Raw genomic sequence first — 19113 nt, 5'->3', positions numbered from 1 at the left:
TCTTTGTAGCATTAAAGCCGCGTAAATAACAAAAGCGCAGGCGTTGCCCGCAGCACCCTGAAAACACCGTTAAATACATTAGAAGAAAAGCAGATGAAAGAACTCTTGATTAGCTTGCTCAACTTTTTCGGATTGGCTTGGTGGGTTGAAGTGAAAACTTCAGCGCCGCGGTGCATTTACTATTTTGGCCCCTTCTTGACGGCTCAAGAGGCGGAATCGGCAAAAGGAGGATATGTAGAAGATATAGAAAATGAAGGTGCAGAAGGTCTTAGTGTTTCCATTCAGCGTTGCAAACCTATTGCTTTGACGGTTGCAGATGATTTGGGAAAGTTTGGTGAGGGAGGGTTTTTGCCTGTTTTGAGCGGCCAGTAGCAGCAGCAGGAATTTTGAGTTTTGAGTTGTCAATTCAAATCCGGTAAGATCGGAATTATACTATGCAAGCTAACCCCGATCGCTCTTCGGGACGCTCGCACTGTTTAACTCGGATGCCAAGGCCAACGATATAGCTTCAAAACTCTAGACGGTTGGATGATTGATTGCTTCTGAAAAATTCAAAACTCAAGACTCGGCATTACCAACTGCTTGGGGGTGACTCTCAATCCACCGATCGATATCTGTGACTACCCGATCGGGAATTTCCCAAGGAAATAAGTGGGCTGTATTGGGATAGCACTGCCACTGACTGTCATGAAGGTGGCGGGCTGTTTCTAAACTGGATGCTGAGGTGATATGTCGATCGGCCTCTCCGGCCAACACCAAGCACGGACATTGAATCTCGTCAAGATGCAGCAGTCGATCGTATCCGGCTCTCAGAGCGGTATTTAACGCCTTTGTAGCCTTGTGGGAAGTCTGGAGGTAGGCGGGAGTACCTGCGGCGGCTAAGTAGCGATAAGGGGTCGGTGTATGCTGCTGTATCAAGTAGCGAAAGAGCGATCGCCTGCCAAAAGTATCAATATTCCACTGCCAACCGGGTACCACCCAGTTGATAATTCCGGCTAAACCGGTGTAAAGATTATCTTGCCAAGAAATGGGCGGGTGACTGCCGCGCGGTTTGGCGGCTGATGCCAGTAGAATCAAACCAGCCACTCGCTGGGGATATTTCATGGCTAATTCCAGCGCTAAAATGCCTCCTAAAGACCAGCCGATGACTAAAGTGCGATCGACTCCCAATCGGTCTAAAAGCGCTTCTAAATCAAGCAAGTGGTCAGTCATTTCAAAGGAATTTGAGGTGCGACTGTTACCGTAGCCGCGCAAGTCTGGGGCGATCGTCCGGAACCGCTGTGATAGGTGTTCTGTGAAGACAGACATACAATCGCCGGAACCTGGATGGCCGTGCAAGCAAAGGATCGGAAACCCTTCACCTTTGACGGAAACGTTGAGTTTTGTATGTGGCATTTTCTAATTTGGCGATCGAAGGACAATCAAGGTTTGTAGTGAGGACTTTAGTCCTCTCCAAATGCGGACTAAAGTCCTCACTACAAACCAATCTTAGTAAGTTATTCGTCGCCCGAATTCTTCGATAATTTCGTAGCGATCGCGCAGAATATCTCCTGGATTCAGGCACATAAATTTTTAACAAATTCTCAGATGTTTAAAAGCTGGGATTATTACTAATATAATCGGCTATTTTAGCAATAGACTGGCGGATTTGTAGGTCGCCACTGGTGCGGCTGTCTATCACAGTCATCACGTAGGCTTCGCCGTCAATGTTCATCGCTAAAGTTGTGCCCAGCACCAGAGAATTCTCCCCGGTTTTTTCGCCCAACCACTGAGCTTTAGTTCCTTTCAAGGCGGCAAATCCCAAAGCGCGATCGTACTGCTGGTTGAGAGTTTCCACTAACAGTTTAGAACCCGGTGTTTCGCCGTTGTAAATTTGCACCATCATTTCGGTGAGTTCGTTAGCAGTTAAGCGGTTGGGCCCGGAACCGGGGTTGCTGGGCATAGTTTTTTCACCCATTAATTTGAAGTTCACGCGGGTGACTTGGTAGCCGCGATTTGCTAAGAATTGATTGATGTAATCGGCACCCAAATAATCGATCAGTTGATTGGTGGCGATGTTGCTGCTGCGATCGATCATTTCTTCTAACAGTAGCTGTACCGGGTAATTGCGATTGGACAAAATCTTGGTCGATGAGTCTTCGGTGAAATTGCCCCGATCGACGAATACTTCATGGTTCAGACTGATTTTTTCTTGGTCGAGTTTTTGCATCAGGGCGACAGCTATCGGCACTTTAATTAAGCTGGCCGGGCTGACAGGAGGCACATCGCCCCGCAGGTTGACGCATTCTCTAGAAAGGTGGCAAATCCCGATCGACGCTTCATTCGACAAACCGCTTGAACGGGCAACCTCTGCCAAAAAATCTGATTTTGCTTGCTGCACTTGAGAGGTTGCTGCGGTTAAATTTTCCCGGTATTCTTGAGCTTTGGAGGCTGTGAGGGGAGCTAAAAATGAGTTTTGCGGAACTTCTTGTAAGTTGTTGAGGGCCTGGTGCCACAAAAATTGATTTTGCTGCGAAGATTCGATCGACTGATTTGACTTCCCTCCCGTTTCTACGGCTCGGTTTGCCAAACGGACTGCTTGCTGTAAGTTGTCGTTAGCTCTCTGTTCTACTAATATTTGAACTTCCACCTCTTGCAACTGCTGTACCAATTTTTCTTGAGGATTGCCAGCGAAGGGAACTAAGCCAGAGAGCAGGGTTGGTTCTGCCGAGGGTGAGGCGGGTTGTTCTAGTTGGGTGACGAGCCGATCGCGAATTTTGTAGAGTTCGTCTAGGGAACGCGGGTTAGATGATTGAGCAAGTGAACTGGCGATGGTTAACACCTGAACCAGTCCGATGCTGGCTGCTACTGCCGCCATCTTGTTTGCGATCGACAAAAAACGGCTGAACCCTGGCATATTCCACATCCTCAACACAACCAAATTCAATCTAAGCAGCTATTGTTCCACGAGTCAAACGATTTGAGATTTTAGCCGTAGCCGTAGCCGTAGGGTGCGTCGCCATCGACAATCCTCAACAAAGAGCGACAATCGATCGAGCGACGCACCTTTTGTTTTCAAGGGCACAGCACACAAACCCAACATTTTTGTGGTAGCAAGCTTTTTCATCAATGGGTTCCGGTGCGTCGCCGTGAAATTTTCGATTGAATGCAAGGGATTTATCGCAGGCGACACACCCTACAAATACTGTAGGGTGCGTCGCCATCGACAATCCTCAACAAAGAGCGACAATCGATCGAGCGACGCACCTCTTATTTTCAATAACACAGCACACAAACCCAAAATTTTTGTGGTAGGAAGCTTATTGATAATGCGATCGGGTGCGTCGCCACAAAAAAGTCGATTTAATTTAGGGATTTTTCATGGCGACACACCCTACGAATACTGACAACTGACAACTGACAACTGACAACTGACAACTGCCAAAATAAAAGGAGCGATCGCACCCAAGAGCGATCGACCCCTCTAAAATTATTGAGAACTATCTACTTTCTGCGGCGCCTCCGCCAATCAACACCCAACCGCTTGAGATAATCCCAGCCGCGTTGGGGCCAAACATGAGCGCTACCGGTCTTTTCAGCAATCCAGCGAGCTACTTTGGGGCCTGTCCAGTCTCCGCCGTCGGGGGCTGGGCCTTGGAGGGCTTGTCGCAGTTCTTCTTGCTGTTCGGGACTCAGCAAGGATTTGGCAGGAGGGGGCTGGCGGTCTCCGCTGCGGTTTCTCACAGAGTTAGGCCCTTCTCGGTTATAGCGCTGGACAATTTCTTTGGCGTAGTCGTAGTTAATCCCTACGACTTGGGCTGCTTGTTTGATAGTCCAATTTCGGGAAACTAAGAGTAGCAAGTGCCAGCGGCGCGACTCTGTGGTGTTTTGTGCCTGCCGGTAGCGAATTTTGAGTTCCTCTGCCGTCAGGTGAGATTCTAAGTGAGCTTTAGGTGGCATTCCTCCAACGGGGCATCGGGAACTTCTTACCATATATCTTTGCTTTTGGGGAGAATTCCGGATGAAATTGTCTTTTTGGGGATCGTTGGGGCAAATATGTAGCTTTTTTAACCGGCGATGCACCCACATAGACCCAGTTGAGGAAGCGCTGTAAGTGGGTGCAATTGCCGTTATATTGGCTAAGTGGCTGAAAGTAGAAGTCAGTAACCCAGCCCTAAAGGGACTGAGCTTGCAAAAGTAATTAAGCAAGCTGTACTGACGGGCCTAAGTCTTAACTGACTACGTTATTTGGGTCACGACACCGGAGAATGATCCGCTAGTTTTCCGCTCTGTCGCTGGTAGTTAAACAGTCTTAAGGTCACTGAGACAGTGTTGCCAGCCTAACAAGCCCTTATAACATTGACCGACAAGCGAACATTACCCGCAAGGGATTAGGAGACAACCAAATCTCCACGGAGGGGCAACCATACCCCTCCAACCCCGAAAGTGGCAGATAAAGATTCAAGGCGGTTCAAACCGCCGAGTTGTTTTCCTCTCAGATCTAAAGATACTGAGTTTCCCACTTACCGAATGTTTTTTATGATAAAGGTACGAGCATGGCATCCATCCGCGAGTTGCACCGACAACTGGTCAATAAAGAACGCTCTGCTGTGGAAATTACCCAAGAAGCATTAGACCGAATTACCCAGCTAGAGCCGAAATTGAAAAGCTTTCTGTGCGTGACAGCAGACAGCGCATTGGCGCAGGCCCACAAAGTGGATGCCCAAATCGCAGCAGGCGAGGCAATTGGGTTGTTGGCCGGCATTCCGATCGCCGTTAAGGACAATATGTGCACCGAGGGAATTCCCACAACCTGTGGATCTCGGATTTTGGAAAATTTTGTACCTCCCTACGATGCAACCGTCGTCTCCAAACTCAAAGCAGCCGGTGCCGTCATTCTGGGCAAGGCCAACATGGACGAGTTTGCCATGGGGAGCTCGACGGAAACTTCTGCCTATCAAGTTACCGCGAATCCTTGGGACTTGGAGCGCGTGCCCGGAGGTTCTTCTGGCGGTTCTGCCGCAGCGGTAGCCGGCGGAGAATGCGTCGTTAGCTTGGGTTCGGATACTGGGGGTTCGATCCGTCAACCTGCTGCTTTTTGCGGTTTGGTGGGGCTGAAACCGACCTATGGGTTGGTTTCTCGTTACGGCTTGGTGGCCTACGCTTCTTCTCTCGATCAAATCGGGCCCTTTGGCAGGACTGTTGAGGATACGGCGATTTTGTTGGGGGCTGTCGCTGGTTATGACAGTAGAGATTCCACGAGTCTCAATGTCCCAATTCCTGACTATGCCCAAGCTTTGAGACCCAGTTTGCGACCGAAGGGTCAGATTAGAATTGGTGTAATTAAAGAAACTTTTGGCGTCGGGTTGGACTCTGCTGTTAAAGAAGCCGTGACAAAGGCGATCGAGCAATTTCAACAATTGGGCGCAGAAATTCAAGTCGTTTCTTGTCCCCGGTTCCGCTACGGTTTGCCCACTTACTACATTATTGCTCCGTCGGAAGCTTCGGCGAATTTGGCGAGATATGATGGAGTAAAGTACGGTTTCCGATCGCCCGATCCCGACAATCTTTTGGATATGTATGCCAAAACTCGCGCTCAAGGGTTCGGTGCAGAAGTTAAACGCCGGATTGCGATCGGCACTTACGTGTTGTCCGCTGGATATTACGACGCCTATTATCTCAAAGCTCAAAAAGTTCGGACTTTGATTAAAGAAGACTTTGAAAAAGCTTTTTCTCAAGTTGATGTTTTGGTCTGTCCCACTGCTCCGACTACGGCTTTTAAGGCAGGCGAAAAATTCAACGACCCCCTGAGTATGTATTTGTCAGATTTGATGACTATTCCGGTGAATCTTGCTGGTTTGCCAGCTTTGAGTTTGCCCTGTGGATTTGATGATAAAGGACTGCCGGTGGGTATACAACTGATTGGTAATGTTTTGCAAGAATCTCGGCTGTTTCAAGTGGCTCATGCTTACGAACAATCCACTAATTGGCACTTGCGTCACCCGGAATTGAATTAATTTTTGAAATTCGGCGGAACGCTGCTGCGGAAGTTAGTAATCGATCTAAAGCTAATGATCTGAATTAATCATTTGTCATTAGTTTTTGACCGATTTCTAATCTCCCGCGTGTCGTATTTTCTATGAACAAGTTACTGGTATTTGTTTTGTCTAAATCCCTCATAAATTTTGGGATAGTTTTGGCGATCGCTTATTCTGCTGCTTGTGTATTGCTATTTGTAGCGCAAGGTAAGTTTATATTTTTTCCGGCGCGGGCGATCGAAACTACGCCAGATGATTTTAAGTTGAAATATCAAGATGTTTGGCTGCCAATTTCCAGTAAAAATGGCACGGTGGAAAGCGTACACGGATGGTGGATTCCTGCCTCGAATACCCCCCCCAGCTCCCCCTTGGTAAGGGGGGGAGAAAGAGGGGCTGTTTCTTCATTTAATACCGGAGACTCGGATACCCCCCCCAGCCCCCCCTTGTTAAGGGGGGGAGCAAGAGGGTCGGAAATCCCCCCCAGCCCCCCCTTGCTAAGGGGGGGAGAAAGAGGGGCTGTTTCTTCATTTAATACCGGAGACTCGGATACCCCCCCCAGCCCCCCCTTGGTAAGGGGGGGAGCAAGAGGGGCCGTTCCCAGTCCACAAAGTAAGGGAGGAGCCATTCAAGTCCCCCCCCTTGATAAGGGGGGGTTAGGGGGGGTAGTTTTATACCTGCACGGTAATGGTTCAAATGTGGGAGCAAATGTCGAACACGCTAATCGATTTCATCGGTTAGGTGTATCGGTATTTTTGATCGATTATCGCGGTTATGGAAAAAGTCAGGGCGATTTTCCGAGCGAATCTCGGGTTTATGAGGATGTTCAACAGGCCTGGGATTATTTGGTGAAACAGCGGGGGATTAACCCAAATCAAATTTATATTTACGGTCATTCTTTGGGAGGGGCGATTGCGATCGATCTTGCAGTGCGCCACCCGGAGGCTGCGGGGTTAATTGTGGAGGGTTCTTTTACTTCGGTACGGGCAATGGTGGACTTCCAAAAACCGCTATTTAAGGTGTTTCCGATAGATTTTTTGCTAGCGCAGCGGTTTGATTCTCTGTCAAAAGTCGATCGCCTGCAAATGCCGGTACTATTTATTCACGGGACTGCTGACAGTGTAGTTCCAGCCGAAATGAGCAAAAAAATGTTTGATGCAGCACCCGAACCCAAACAGCTTTACATGGTTCCCAATGGAGGACACAATAATGCGGCACAAATCGGCGGTGCAGAATATCTGGGGGTAGTGAGCAAATTTTTATTGTAGGGTGCGTGAGCTCATAGTGCGATCGTAAAAAAAGAAAGTCCAGGCGCAACTATCAGAAAAAAAAGGTACGTAGTTGCGCTTTAGCGCTCTTATCTTATATATGATAAAACACAGGTACGTTGTTGCGCTTTAGCGCTCTTATCTTATATATATAAAAGAGCGCTTAAGCGCAACTACGTACCTAAGCTTCAGCGCTCTTATCTTATATATATAAAAGAGCGCTGAAGCGCAACTACGTACCTAAGAATCAACCCCTATCAACGGCTTACCACTTAATTCAACCTTAAAATATCTAACCACCAGTCATTGACGGCACGGCAGTAATTGCAGTAATTGTTCGAGCTAATCGGTTGTTGTTTGTTAACATCACAACCTCGCCGAGATATTTTGCGGTTCGGCATCCGGGCGCCGCATAAATTAGCATCTGTAAAATTAGCTTTGTTCAATCTCGCATCGCTCAAATCGGCCCCTCTGAGGTCAGCACCGCTGAGATTTGCACCGCTTAAATCAGCTTCTTTGAGGTCAGCACCGCTGAGGTTTGCCCCAGTAAAATCGGCATTTCTCAAGTCACTTCGACTTAGGTTAGCTGCGATCAAATTACTGCATTTTAAGTTAGCCAACTGGAGAGATGCGTCGAGCAGAGAACTCTCGCTGAGATTGGCATTTTCTAAGTTTGCTCCCCTGATGTCTGCCCTGCTCATGTCGGCTTTGCTGAGGTCGGCATCGATTAAAAAGGCATTTCTCATGTTGGCGTTATTTAAATTAGCTTCCATTAAATCCGCCGCAGTCAAATCCGCATCTACTAAGTCGGCCCTGCTGAGAGTGGCGCGACTCAAGGAAGCGCCAAACAAATCTGCACGGCTCAAGGAAGCACCAAATAAGTCGCATCCGGGACATCCTCTTGTTGCTAGCAGCCGCTTGATTAGAGGCAGATTTTGAGCTTGTAAGGGAACTGCTGCGCCAAATGGGAGTAGCAGAATCACTGCTGCCAGAATTGTCAGTTTAATTTTTGTCATCAGGTGTTGCGCGTTTAAATTGTATATGTCAATTACCTATTACCTAGTTGTCAAATCATCTCCTCATCAGACTTTCTCCCTGGATCTCTCCCCTCTGCCGGAATCTCCTCGAACATAACAGACTATGTAGATGCAAGCAAAGCTTAGTCCGGGTAATTCATCTAACTGCGTTTTATCGCCTAGTTTTCTCCTGGAATAACGCGCGCGGGGCTAAAAACAGGGGTTATTGCTAGATTTTTCGCTGTCAAATCCAATATTTTTAGCAGAAACGGCCTTGTTTGCAGCAGTCTTAGTCTAGTGGATTGACGTGGCACGCCGGTGTGAGATTCGCGGACGATCGCATTTGCGGATATTACTTACTCCTTTAGGATGAGAGCGATTACCTCGAATCAGCTTTGCAGGCTACCGGCGAGCCACCGTTGGCAGTGGCTCAATGCCTTGTATTTTGTAGTTGGCGACGGCTGGGGTAAATGAGCTAGCTCCGGCAGTGATTCGGTAATTTCTGGTGGATGCAGGCGGATTGTGCTACGGGGGCGATCCCTCTCCGTACAGGCGATCGGTAAATAAGCCAATTGGCTTAGACTCTTAAGACATATTGCTGATGCGATTCCTTCTGCAAAAAAGATAGCATTTTGGTGTGATCGCCGAAATTATACTTAACAAGCAAGTATAAAAAAAGACAAGGTGTGTCGGCGGGTGTGAAAATTGGGTACAACTAATACTTTCAGACGAGGAAAATTAATGTCGAACAGCATAGATCAACTGGCAGAAGGCGGCAGAGGCATCAAACTCATGTGGCAGATTGCAGACGAGCTGAGTTACACCCGGACTTTCGACGGTCGAAATTGTTTGTCGCTGAGCAAAAGTTACGAAGTAGAAAGTCGCGATCGATCGCAAAAGATAAAAAAGGCTAGCGCTTTAGATGGGTTAATGAATTTTTTAAAGAAGTGGGATTGGCAAGATGACATTGAGCAGGAAGCGGAACTGAATGAAAGTTCTTTTAAAAACATCAGCCTGCAAGTCAACACAGATATGAATGCTTTAACTAAAGTTTTGGACTGGTTGGAGCAGTTGCAAGATGTATCGATCCCCAATGAGGTTTGGTTCCAATTACAGCTAGCTTTAGCTGAAGGTTTCACTAATGCAGTTCGTCACGCTCACAAAAATCTGCCCGCAGAAACTCCTATTCAACTGCAAATTACGGTATGTAGCGGACACTGGCAATTCAAACTTTGGGATTGTGGCCCGCGTTTTGATTTTGATGCTAAGCTCCAAGAAATTATCGCAACAGATAGAAAACGCTTTGCTGATTTAGAGGTTTTGAGCGATACTTCCTTGATACCTAGCAGACCGACAACTTTGGACATATCTCAGTTTCCGATTGCTGGGTAAAGTAACAATTAACAGACTGGCACGGTTGAAAATGTGTTATCCTAATAACGGTGTTAGGGGAAGAGTTACGGGTTGTGTCTCCGCGCGGGTCAGGGATTTTTAATACTAGCGACCTGCTGCGGAGAAGGTTAAAAGCTATGGGCTTGGGTGAGGTTGACAAAGGCTAGACAAATGTAGACTAAGGTAATAGAAAAACTTGACAAACCTAGAGAAAAAAGCCTACGATCGAGAAAGTTATTTAATTGATGCTTGTGCTGTTATCGATCAAGACCAAGTTAAAATTAACAAGTGCCGAAAAACAATTGATGAGTAAACACGCTGGAATAGCTCGTTTTACATACAATTGGGGTTTGGCGACTTGGCAAAACTTGTACCAAGATGGATTAAAGCCCAACAAATATATTCTCAAAAAGTTTTTCAATAATCACGTCAAGCCAGAGCTAGAATGGATTAAAGAAAAAGGAATTTGTCAAAAGATCACTCAATATGCTTTCGACCAATTAGGTAATGCGTTCGATCGTTTCTTTAAAGGACTTGGTGCTTATCCCAATTTTAAAAAGAAGTTTCAACACGATTCTTTCACTATCGATGCTGGTGGCAAGCCGATGAGAGTTGGTGGTGTCAGGATTAAATTACCGACAATTGGCTGGCTCAGAACCTTTGAGGGATTGCCAAATGTCACCACTTCTAAGATGACGATTTCTAGAATTGCTGAAGATTGGTATTTGTCTTTTGCCTATGAGCAACCAGAACAAGTAACAATCAAGCAATTTGAAGTTGTAGGAGTAGATTTAGGCATTAAAACCCTAGCTACACTTTCAACGGGAGTTGTGTTTGAAAATTCCAAACATTATGACCGAGAAGCAGCTAAGTTGAAGCGATTGCAGAAGCAATTATCTCGAAAAAATAAAGGTAGCAATCGTCGATTCAAAGCCAGGATGAAAGTGGCTAAACAACACAATCGAATTGCCAATCTCCGCAAAAATACTCTTCATCACGTTACTACTTATTTGAGCAAAAACCACGCCCAAGTAGTAATTGAAGATTTGAATGTAGCCGGGATGATGGCTAATCATAAGCTAGCCAAAGCAATTGCTGATTGTGGATTCCATGAATTCAGGCGACAACTAGAGTATAAGTGCCAGAAATTCGGCTCCAAACTAATAATAATTAGTCGGTGGTATCCCAGTTCTAAAACTTGTTTTAGTTGTGGAAATATTCAGGATATGCCTCTCAAAAAACGCACCTATGACTGTTGCTCGTGCGGCATATCTATCGACCGCGATCTCAACGCGGCGATTAACTTATCGAGGTTGGCTTAACCTTGAATGCTCATGGAGGGATAGCCGCTCCGATGCCCCCTGTGAAATGAGAATTAATGACTAGGCTTGTCTAGGATTTATATAGCAGTCTCTAGCAGTTCGACAGAAATGGGTTCCTTTATCAAATTAGACTTTCAAATTAGACATGAAAAATTAACCACAAAAAGTTAAAATTTATTCACATTAATTTTTAATTTTTTAATCTATGATGGTATCTGGTCGCTCACCAAATACTAATGATTTCCAAAGAAAGTTTATTTGTGCTGTCTCTATTTCCCTACTTGGGTTTTCTCTGGTTTTTGACGAAATCTGGAAAAACTCCTCGTTTAGCTCTGATGGGATTTTACGGCACTCTCGTGTTTGTGGGTGTGACTATTCCCGCAGCAATTTACGCAAAAGTTGCCTACAACGAGTCGCTAGCAAATGTCGATTGGCTCCACGGTTGTGCGGAACTATTCTTGACACTTGCCAATATTTTAGTAGTTTTAGGCTTTCGGGAAGCGGTGATTAAAGCCAAAGCATCCTCACAGAATGGTGGCGAGGAGGAAGAATGTCTTGCAGACGGGGGAAAATAGCCGCCGTTAACAGTTGACAGTTGACAGTTGACAGTTGACAGTTGACAGTTGACAGTTGACAGTTGACAGTTGACAGTTGACAGTTGACAGTTGACAGTTGACAGTTGACAGTTGACAGTTGAGGGCGATCTCTACCTAGAAGGAAGAGGATTGGAGTAATGAATCGTCTGATTTTAATTTCTACGCCAAAGGGAGATGCTTTCAACCAATTATTTCTGGTATAAAACCCGGTTTCTGGCTTAACATCCATCGCTGACAATAGCTGATTTTGGCTAGAAACTGGGTTTTTACGGCGAAGCGCATTCTAGAGTTGCCGATCGGCTTACTTGCAAAATTTCAACCAAGCATTAAAATATGTGGAAACTCAAATCAAGCACTTCTAGCGCCGAGCTTGCCTGAGATCCGAGATTTTGGGTGGGGAAAACCCGTATCTGTGGCGCGATCGACAATCCTGCTCTCGCCGTCAGCGGAAATAGACTACCATATTGCTAAGTCTAGCTTTGGTGGGAATCTCCAGGCAGGAAAAAGATGAGCTATTGTCTCAATCCCCATTGCAACAAGCCGCAGAATCGTGATTCAACCAAGTTTTGTCTGGCGTGCGGCTCAAAATTGCTGCTGAAAGAGCGTTACCGCGCCCTTCAACCTATCGGTGAAGGAACATTTGGCAGAACTTTTTTAGCTGTCGATGAAGATAGGTTGAAAAGTCGCTGCGCCATTAAACAATTTTTCCCCCACGTTCAAGAAAAGGCAGAATTAGAAAAGGCAACTTCACTGTTTAAACAAGAAGCTCATCGCCTGTACGAACTCGGAGAACACCCGCAGATTCCAAGTTTACTGGCTTCTTTTGAACAAGCAAAACACCTGTATCTTGTAGAAGAGTTAATCGAAGGAAATAATTTGTTTCAGGAGTTGCAGCAGCGCGGAGCTTTTAGCGAGGAACAGATTTGGGAATTGTTGATTAATTTGTTGCCTGTTTTGCAATTCGTGCACGAGCGGCAGGTAATTCATCGGGATATTAAGCCGGAAAATATTCTGCGGAGAAATCCCCAAACTTTCTCGACTCCTGGTAATGGAAAAAAAGGGATAAGTCTGGCAGAATCTTCTACTGTACAGGGGAAATCGAGGGGGGGTCAGTTTGTGCTGGTAGATTTTGGAGTTGCTAAGCACATTAGCGCGATTTCTGAGGCGAAAACTGGTACGATAACGGGAACTGCTGGCTATGCACCGATCGAACAAATTCGCAGCGGTAAGGCGTATCCGGCGAGCGACCTTTACAGTTTGGGCGTTACCTGCATTCACTTACTGACTGGGGCGGTGCTGAATGATTTGTTCGATGCTTTGGAATGCAAATGGATTTGGCGATCGCACTTAGCGCAAAAAGGCATCAAAGTCAGCCAAAAATTAACAACTATTTTAAATAAATTGCTCAAAGATTCCGTAAGGGAGCGATATCAATCCGCGGCAGAAGTGCTGCACGACTTGGTGAAATTTGGGCAATATCCCCGATCGCAAATTGCGTATAACTATCGCACCAAAATAGCCATTAATTCGTCTGTAACTCACTCGCAGACAGCGACAGCAACCGCCGTATCTGCCGCGCCACCTCAGAATGTGCAGGTGACAACCGCAGCTAGCAACCCGCAATTATTATCTCATAACTGGCAGTGCGCGCGCATTCTTCACGGTCATTCAGACTCGGTTAATGCTATTGCAATTAGCCCTCAAGGTAGTATTCTCGCTAGCGCCAGCGACGATAAAACAATTAAGCTGTGGAACCTGCAAACAGGGGAATTAATCCATACTTTTTTCGGCCATTGCGCGACGGTTGATGCGGTGGCTATCAGCCCCGATGGGAGAATGCTGGTTAGCGGCAGTTTTGACAGAAAAGTTATTGAGTGGAAGCTGGATAAAAAGGCGATGATTCGCGAGTTTTACAGCGATTATGGGTCGCCGTACAGTCACCGGTACGGCTCCGTATATTCGGTGGCTTTTAGCTGCGATGGAGGGGCAATAGCAAGCGCTAGTGGGGACAATAGTATTAAGCTGTGGAACCAGCACAACGGAGCTTTAGTTCACAAACTTTCGGGACATTCTGACAAGGTTTTATCTGTGAGTTTTCGCCCTCAAAGTATGATGCTGGCTAGCGGTAGTGCGGACAAAACTATTAAGGTTTGGCGTGTAGGGATGGCCCAGAGTGTGCGGACTTTTGTCGGACATTCTGATTGGGTTTATGCGATCGCCTTCAGTCAAGATGGTAAGATGATTGTCAGCGGCAGTGCTGATACTACCGTAAAATTGTGGAATCCCGATACCGGGGAATTGATTAATACTTTGAGCGGCCATTCTGATGAGGTGATATCGGTGGCTATCAGTCCCGATCGCGAAACTATGGCTAGCGGCAGTCGAGATGGTACAGTTAAACTCTGGAACTTGCAAACAGGCGAATGTTTGTGCAGCTTAGTTGGGCGCAATCCGGTGGCTTTTAGTCCTGACGGTCAAACTTTAGTCACCGGTGGCGATGGGGATGAAATGTTAATTTGGCGGGCGTTTGTTTAGTTGGGCGAGATAACTGAGATACTGGGAAATGCGATCGACATCTGCGTCAAGTAAGCGATTGGCCCAAGAATATATCTTAAGTTGCGATCGCATTTCCCGAAATATTGCAGCATCCCCGCGACTGTCGAGAGGGAAAACCCAAGCATCAAATCCCGCCGACTTGAGACGGCTAACAGCGCCATCGCCATCTTGTACCCACAATTGACGCTTGATGCGAAGCGGTTGACAGCAATATTCACCGACAACGATTCCCCCCACCGAAACGCTAGCATCCTCTCCACGATTAGAAAGTTCTTGCAAAATAGCTTTCAGCGAATTGAGATTTTTGGCATCTTGCACCTGCGACGGTGTAAACTTGACAATCACCATTTCTGTAACTTCCACTGGTTTTGTCGATCGTCCAAAGTTGACCGGTTGATTCGCCCAAGAATTTTGTATTTCCGATGGCGCCACCCAAGAATTTTGCGTTTCCGATGGCGCCACCCAAGAATTTTGTGTTTCCGATGGCGCCGCCCAAGAATTTTGTATTTCCGATGGCGCCGCCCAAGAATTTTGTGTTTCCGGTAGTGGGCTCTCGATTTCCTCTGTAACCTCTGGTGTTGCTACAGGCTTTGCAGTATCTACAATGATCTGAATTTCCTCGCCATCCTTCTCAATTTTCCCACTAATCTGTAAGATAGCATTCTCTGTAATATGCTGTTTAACTTCTTCATAACTCTTGGGAAACACAACAGCTTTGATTTGGTGTGTCAAATCTTCTAACTGCAAAATTGCCATCGCATCGCCTTTTTTTGTCACTACAAGTTTGATAGCATTGAGCATGACAATAACGGATACTTTACCCTTTTTCTCTGCCAACTGTGCGAGAGTCACCACATCTGGATCTTGATTGGATTGAAGCAGAAACTTGAGGGGATGCTCTGATACATAAAAACCCAGCAATTCTTTTTCTAAACGCAATTTTTCCTGCGTGTCAAAATCTTTCACAGTTTTTGATTTTGGGGCCGAATCATAGGTATTCGCCGACTTAGCAAAGCTGTTCCCACCTAACAAGTCAAACAGATTACCTTGACCGCTTTCCCGATCTTTTTTGCGGTCTTGGGCCCATTTCATCACCCCTTCAAGGTCGTTTATTAATTGACGGCGGTTGGGTGCGATTTTGTCAAAAGCACCACAGTGAATCAAGGCTTCTAGGGCGCGGCGGTTGACAGAATGTAGATTTACGCGATCGCACAAATCTGGTAAAGACTTAAAATGACCCCCTGACCTGCGCGCCTCCAAAATATTCTCAATTGCCCCTTCACCAACATTTTTAACTGCCGAAATCCCAAACAAAATTTTATGTTTTTCGGCTTTTGTCATCTCCATCGGCAATGGCGTAAAAGTAAGTTCAGAACCATTAATATCAGGTGGCTCAACGTCAATCTTCAGCTTGATACAATTAGCAATATATCTCTGTACTTTCTCCTGATCGCCTCGGTTAGCTGTCAGCAGTGCAGCCATGTATTCAACAGGAAAATTTGCTTTTAAATAAGCAGTTTGATAAGTGATATAGGCATAGGCCATTGAATGGGATTTATTAAAGCAGTTAGATGCAACTAGACTATTTTCTAGAATAAAATTGTGGTCTTTTTCAACACCTATGTCATATACCTCTTGAGTTCCTAGAGATTTGCGACTAATAATTTTAATAGTCCTCATCATTTCTATATGTAGGACACTCATGGACTTGATTTGTTTTAATTCTAATTCTAATCCTAGTTCAAATATTTCGTCAATCGGCAACATTTGACGTTCATAGTTCATAAACTTGTGGTCTTTAGTAGCGCGAATTATCGAGCCATCTTCCAGAGTATATTCAAAAACTTCCTGCATTCCTCGGCGATGCCACTGTACAATTGACTGTGTATAAATATAACCATTACTATCAACAGTGTAAACAGTACATTGAATTTGTTCCTCGACAATTTTACCAATAGCCATCGGCCCATATTCCACCGTCAATATCTGCGTGTCATAGCTCAAGCAATATTCTGCGAATTGTAGCATCTGCCCGAACAACTCTTCGGCAATTCTTTGAGTGACACCATTCTTAGTTGCGCCATCAATAAATGTTTCCTTTTGCTTCTGCATTTCATCAGCCTTCTTCTTGCCCATGGCGCGGCGCAGCAAGTCAGCTTGCCCTAAAGAATAGCCCGCCAAATCTTGAGCCATCCGCATGATTTGCTCTTGGAAACAAAGCGTTCCATAGGTCTCTTTCAAAATCGGTTCTAACAGCGGATGGTCGTATTTAACCACTTCTCTGCCGTGTTTGCGATCGATAAATTGTGGAATCAAACCAGCATCCAGCGGGCCGGGACGATAAAGCGCCAGAATAGAAGAAATATCATCCAGACAAGAAGGTTTGATTTTTTTTACTACATCCAGCATCCCAGAAGATTCTAGCTGAAAAATACCTTCTAAATCTCCTTTTTCTAATAGTTGATAAGTCTTTGCTACATCACCGGGTAACTTGTTGTTCCTAGTAAATGTCTCTTGAGCTCTGCGTTCTATGTCAGAAGGTAAGCCTTCAGCATTGATAGTTATATCTTGAGTTTGCTTAACATAATCAACAGTTTTTTGGAGAGTCGTTAAATTTTTGAGTCCCAGAAAGTCCATTTTGAGTAACCCCAAAAATTCCAAGTCTTCCATAAAATATTGGGTGATTACAGCACCATTTTCATTCTTTTGCAGGGGCACAATTTCATCAAGGGGGATGGAAGAAATCACCACGCCGGCGGCATGAACACCATAGGTTTTGTTAGTTCCTTCAATGCGAATTGCCATGTCAATCCACTGACGCACTGGGACTTCGGTGCCAGTTTCGGCATTAGTACAAATAGTATTTTCGTAGTTGGTTTTAAATTCCTGTGCCGGTGTTGCATCGGAAATCATTACTTTGAGTTTTTCCGGTTTCCCCCGCGATACAGGAATCATTTTCGCCATCTCATCGGCTTTTTTGTAGGGAATACCTAAAACTCTGGCAACATCTTTCAAAACAGCTTTTGATGTCATCCTGTTAAAGGTAATAATTTGCGCTACGCGGTCTGTACCATATTTGTCTGTGACATATTTAATCATATCGTCCCGTCTTTCGATGCAGAAATCGCTATCAATATCTGGCATCGATTTACGTTCGGGATTGAGAAATCTCTCGAATAGTAGTCCGTGGTGTACAGGGTCTATGTTTGTAATGTTGAGGACATAAGCAACTAAAGAACCTGCCGCAGAACCACGTCCTGGCCCGACGGGAATATTGTTGTCTCTAGCATATTTCATGTAGTCCCAAACCACTAAAAAATATTCAGAGAAACCCATCTGCTGAATCATTTTTAGCTCATATTCTAGTCTTTGTTTGTAGACGGGGGGGATTTCATTTCTGGTACGGGCTTTGAGTCTTTCTAATAATCCTAGCCAAGATATTTCTTCTACATAGGTATCGGCGGTATGTTCTGGGGGAATTGGGATTGTGGGAATCCGAGCTTCTCCTGTTAGATCGTATCTTGATACTTTGTTTGCTACTTCTAGGGTGGTTTCGATCGCCTCTTCGATCGTTTCATCATCCAAATGGTCTCGAAATAGTTGCGCCATCTCCATAGCAGACTTCAGATATTCTGTGCCGCTGTAGCGCATCCGCTTTTCTTCTTCAATCAGTTTGTTGGTGTTGATGCACAACAAAGCATCGTGAGCTTCTACGTCGTTGCAGGAAATATAGTGAGAATCATTGGTGGCAATTATTTTAATATTGAATTCGCGGGCAATTTTGACGATTTCAACATTAACCATCCGGTCTTCTTGGGAACCGTGGTCTTGAATTTCTATATAATAGTCTTCTCCAAATACTTCTTTATACCATTTGGCAACTTCGCGGGCAGTATCTAGCTTGTTTTGCAGAATCATTTGGGGAACTTCGCCACCCAAACAAGCGCTGGTAACAATTAAACCTTCGGAGTATTGTTTGAGGAGTTCTTTGTTGATGCAAGGACGGGCAAAAATACCTCTTTCGGGCATTCCTTTTAAATGGGAAATTGTGGTAAGCTTTACTAAGTTTTTATAACCTTGCGTATTTTTAGCTAAGACAACTTGATGGTATTTTCTTCTACCTCGAACTTTGACTTCGATGTCGCCGTTGACGACATACATTTCATTGCCAATGATGGGCTTGATATTTTTATTTCGGCAAACTTTGATGAGTTCGATCGCGCCATACATCACGCCGTGGTCTGTAAGGGCGATCGCGGGCATCCCCAATTCTACCGCGCGATCGGCGAGCTGCTGTAGCTGAGACGCGCCGTCTAGCAGGCTGTAATCGCTGTGAATGTGCAAGCCAACGAAAGACATAGCGATTTTAATATTGTAGATTTTAGATTCTAAATCTTACACCATTGGCGTGTCAAAGCATAAAATAAAAAACAAAGCTTATTATCACTTTTGAGATAATTTGGACTGGGGGGTTTGATACCGCATAACATGAGTTTGCTGTGAAACTGATGATTCGATCGCACTTTTACAAACTAGCTTGTTCCAAATAACGCTCCAAGTCTTTAATCCGTTCTTTTGTGACTCTGGCTCTGCAATAACCGTAGATAGAAGGAGCCACGCTACCACCCTCAAAGTAACCTGCTTCATAATCGCAAGATTCATCTCGAAACTTGAGCCAACTGCGCTGTGCGACTATCAATCTCTGGCTTTGTTTGCTGTTGAGTTTTGGCTGAAGTTGCTGATATACTTGATTGAGTTTTCTGTCTGCTGCTTGGAATTCTTGGCTGGAACACAGACTCTGATCCAGTGTCGTTTGAGGGCTTTTACAGTTAGGTTGTTGGGCGAGTATTAAGGATGTATTACTAGCTTGACTTGGAAGTAAAGATGTGGCTGTCAAGAACAGTGAACTAGCTGCCAATGTTGTCGAAATAGTGATATTTTTCAAGGAT

General features: G+C 45.3%; 14 protein-coding genes. 8 read left to right on the top strand and 6 right to left on the bottom strand.

All coding sequences use genetic code 11. From position 1 onward, the window contains the following. Nucleotides 1–93 precede the first annotated feature (93 nt). Nucleotides 94–372: a DUF1816 domain-containing protein gene (locus QZ938_RS01990; protein ID WP_293342407.1), complete on the top strand. Its 279-nt coding sequence runs from the start codon at nt 94–96 to the stop codon at nt 370–372. A 186-nt stretch (nt 373–558) separates the two neighbouring features. On the opposite strand, the gene QZ938_RS01985 is transcribed toward QZ938_RS01990, so the two are convergent. The 3 genes from QZ938_RS01985 to QZ938_RS01975 form a co-directional block, all read right to left on the bottom strand. Beyond that, nucleotides 559–1395 carry an alpha/beta hydrolase gene (locus QZ938_RS01985; protein ID WP_293347149.1) on the bottom strand — a complete coding sequence of 279 codons (837 nt, stop codon included), beginning with the start codon at nt 1393–1395 and terminating at the stop codon, nt 559–561. A gap of 196 nt (nt 1396–1591) precedes the next feature. Next, nucleotides 1592–2896 carry a serine hydrolase gene (locus tag QZ938_RS01980; protein WP_293347146.1) on the bottom strand — a complete coding sequence of 435 codons (1305 nt, stop codon included), beginning with the start codon at nt 2894–2896 and terminating at the stop codon, nt 1592–1594. A 587-nt stretch (nt 2897–3483) separates the two neighbouring features. Then, nucleotides 3484–3939, bottom strand: coding sequence for a helix-turn-helix domain-containing protein (locus tag QZ938_RS01975; protein WP_293175010.1), 456 nt, complete (start codon nt 3937–3939; stop codon nt 3484–3486). Nucleotides 3940–4535: 596 nt separating this feature from the next. Between QZ938_RS01975 and gatA the strand changes: the two genes are divergently transcribed. Together gatA and QZ938_RS32970 are read left to right on the top strand one after the other, a co-directional pair. Continuing rightward, the gene (gene gatA, locus QZ938_RS01970; RefSeq protein WP_293347143.1) at nt 4536–5996 is read left to right on the top strand and encodes an Asp-tRNA(Asn)/Glu-tRNA(Gln) amidotransferase subunit GatA; all 1461 of its coding nucleotides are present in this window, start codon (nt 4536–4538) and stop codon (nt 5994–5996) included. Between the two features lie 122 nt (nt 5997–6118). Then, complete coding sequence (locus QZ938_RS32970) at nt 6119–7282, top strand: alpha/beta fold hydrolase (RefSeq protein ID WP_363318760.1); 1164 nt, start codon at nt 6119–6121, stop codon at nt 7280–7282. A gap of 272 nt (nt 7283–7554) precedes the next feature. On the opposite strand, the gene QZ938_RS01960 is transcribed toward QZ938_RS32970, so the two are convergent. Next, the gene (locus QZ938_RS01960; RefSeq protein WP_293347140.1) at nt 7555–8298 is read right to left on the bottom strand and encodes a pentapeptide repeat-containing protein; all 744 of its coding nucleotides are present in this window, start codon (nt 8296–8298) and stop codon (nt 7555–7557) included. Between the two features lie 741 nt (nt 8299–9039). On the opposite strand from QZ938_RS01960, the gene QZ938_RS01955 reads away from it, so the two are divergent. The 5 genes from QZ938_RS01955 to QZ938_RS01935 all read left to right on the top strand — a co-directional run bounded on the left by QZ938_RS01955 (nt 9040) and on the right by QZ938_RS01935 (nt 14143). Beyond that, complete coding sequence (locus QZ938_RS01955; RefSeq protein WP_293157864.1) at nt 9040–9690, top strand: ATP-binding protein; 651 nt, start codon at nt 9040–9042, stop codon at nt 9688–9690. A 245-nt stretch (nt 9691–9935) separates the two neighbouring features. Then, nucleotides 9936–11012, top strand: coding sequence for an RNA-guided endonuclease TnpB family protein (locus QZ938_RS01950; protein ID WP_293347137.1), 1077 nt, complete (start codon nt 9936–9938; stop codon nt 11010–11012). Between the two features lie 236 nt (nt 11013–11248). Then, complete coding sequence (locus tag QZ938_RS01945) at nt 11249–11587, top strand: DUF3593 domain-containing protein (protein ID WP_293347135.1); 339 nt, start codon at nt 11249–11251, stop codon at nt 11585–11587. A gap of 268 nt (nt 11588–11855) precedes the next feature. Then, nucleotides 11856–12119, top strand: coding sequence for a hypothetical protein (locus QZ938_RS01940; RefSeq protein WP_293343186.1), 264 nt, complete (start codon nt 11856–11858; stop codon nt 12117–12119). After that, entirely contained in the window at nt 12116–14143 is a 2028-nt protein-coding gene (locus QZ938_RS01935) for a serine/threonine-protein kinase (RefSeq protein WP_293347132.1), read from the top strand. The genes QZ938_RS01940 and QZ938_RS01935 overlap by 4 nt, the downstream gene beginning before the upstream one ends. On the opposite strand, the gene QZ938_RS01930 is transcribed toward QZ938_RS01935, so the two are convergent. Both QZ938_RS01930 and QZ938_RS01925 read right to left on the bottom strand, forming a co-directional pair. Next, on the bottom strand, nt 14120–18523 hold the full coding sequence (locus QZ938_RS01930) for a DNA polymerase III subunit alpha (RefSeq protein ID WP_293347129.1): 4404 nt from the start codon (nt 18521–18523) through the stop codon (nt 14120–14122). The genes QZ938_RS01935 and QZ938_RS01930 overlap by 24 nt on opposite strands. Before the next feature lie 166 nt (nt 18524–18689). Next, nucleotides 18690–19109 carry a lysozyme inhibitor LprI family protein gene (locus QZ938_RS01925; RefSeq protein WP_293347126.1) on the bottom strand — a complete coding sequence of 140 codons (420 nt, stop codon included), beginning with the start codon at nt 19107–19109 and terminating at the stop codon, nt 18690–18692. Nucleotides 19110–19113: the final 4 nt, after the last annotated feature.

Source organism: Microcoleus sp. CAWBG27 (assembly GCF_020883145.1).
Lineage (GTDB): Bacteria > Cyanobacteriota > Cyanobacteriia > Cyanobacteriales > Microcoleaceae > Microcoleus.
This window is presented reverse-complemented; position numbering and strand designations above follow the sequence as displayed.

Bases quoted from the DNA above. Each gene is read 5' to 3' on its own strand.
- QZ938_RS32970 (WP_363318760.1), top strand. From the start codon at position 6,119: ATGAACAAGTTACTGGTATTTGTTTTGTCTAAATCCCTCATAAATTTT.
- QZ938_RS01980 (WP_293347146.1), bottom strand. From the start codon at position 2,896: ATGCCAGGGTTCAGCCGTTTTTTGTCGATCGCAAACAAGATGGCGGCA.
- QZ938_RS01945 (WP_293347135.1), top strand. From the start codon at position 11,249: ATGATTTCCAAAGAAAGTTTATTTGTGCTGTCTCTATTTCCCTACTTG.
- QZ938_RS01935 (WP_293347132.1), top strand. From the start codon at position 12,116: ATGAGCTATTGTCTCAATCCCCATTGCAACAAGCCGCAGAATCGTGAT.
- QZ938_RS01975 (WP_293175010.1), bottom strand. From the start codon at position 3,939: ATGCCACCTAAAGCTCACTTAGAATCTCACCTGACGGCAGAGGAACTC.
- QZ938_RS01950 (WP_293347137.1), top strand. From the start codon at position 9,936: ATGCTTGTGCTGTTATCGATCAAGACCAAGTTAAAATTAACAAGTGCC.
- QZ938_RS01960 (WP_293347140.1), bottom strand. From the start codon at position 8,298: ATGACAAAAATTAAACTGACAATTCTGGCAGCAGTGATTCTGCTACTC.
- QZ938_RS01955 (WP_293157864.1), top strand. From the start codon at position 9,040: ATGTCGAACAGCATAGATCAACTGGCAGAAGGCGGCAGAGGCATCAAA.
- QZ938_RS01990 (WP_293342407.1), top strand. From the start codon at position 94: ATGAAAGAACTCTTGATTAGCTTGCTCAACTTTTTCGGATTGGCTTGG.
- QZ938_RS01930 (WP_293347129.1), bottom strand. From the start codon at position 18,523: ATGTCTTTCGTTGGCTTGCACATTCACAGCGATTACAGCCTGCTAGAC.
- QZ938_RS01985 (WP_293347149.1), bottom strand. From the start codon at position 1,395: ATGCCACATACAAAACTCAACGTTTCCGTCAAAGGTGAAGGGTTTCCG.
- gatA (WP_293347143.1), top strand. From the start codon at position 4,536: ATGGCATCCATCCGCGAGTTGCACCGACAACTGGTCAATAAAGAACGC.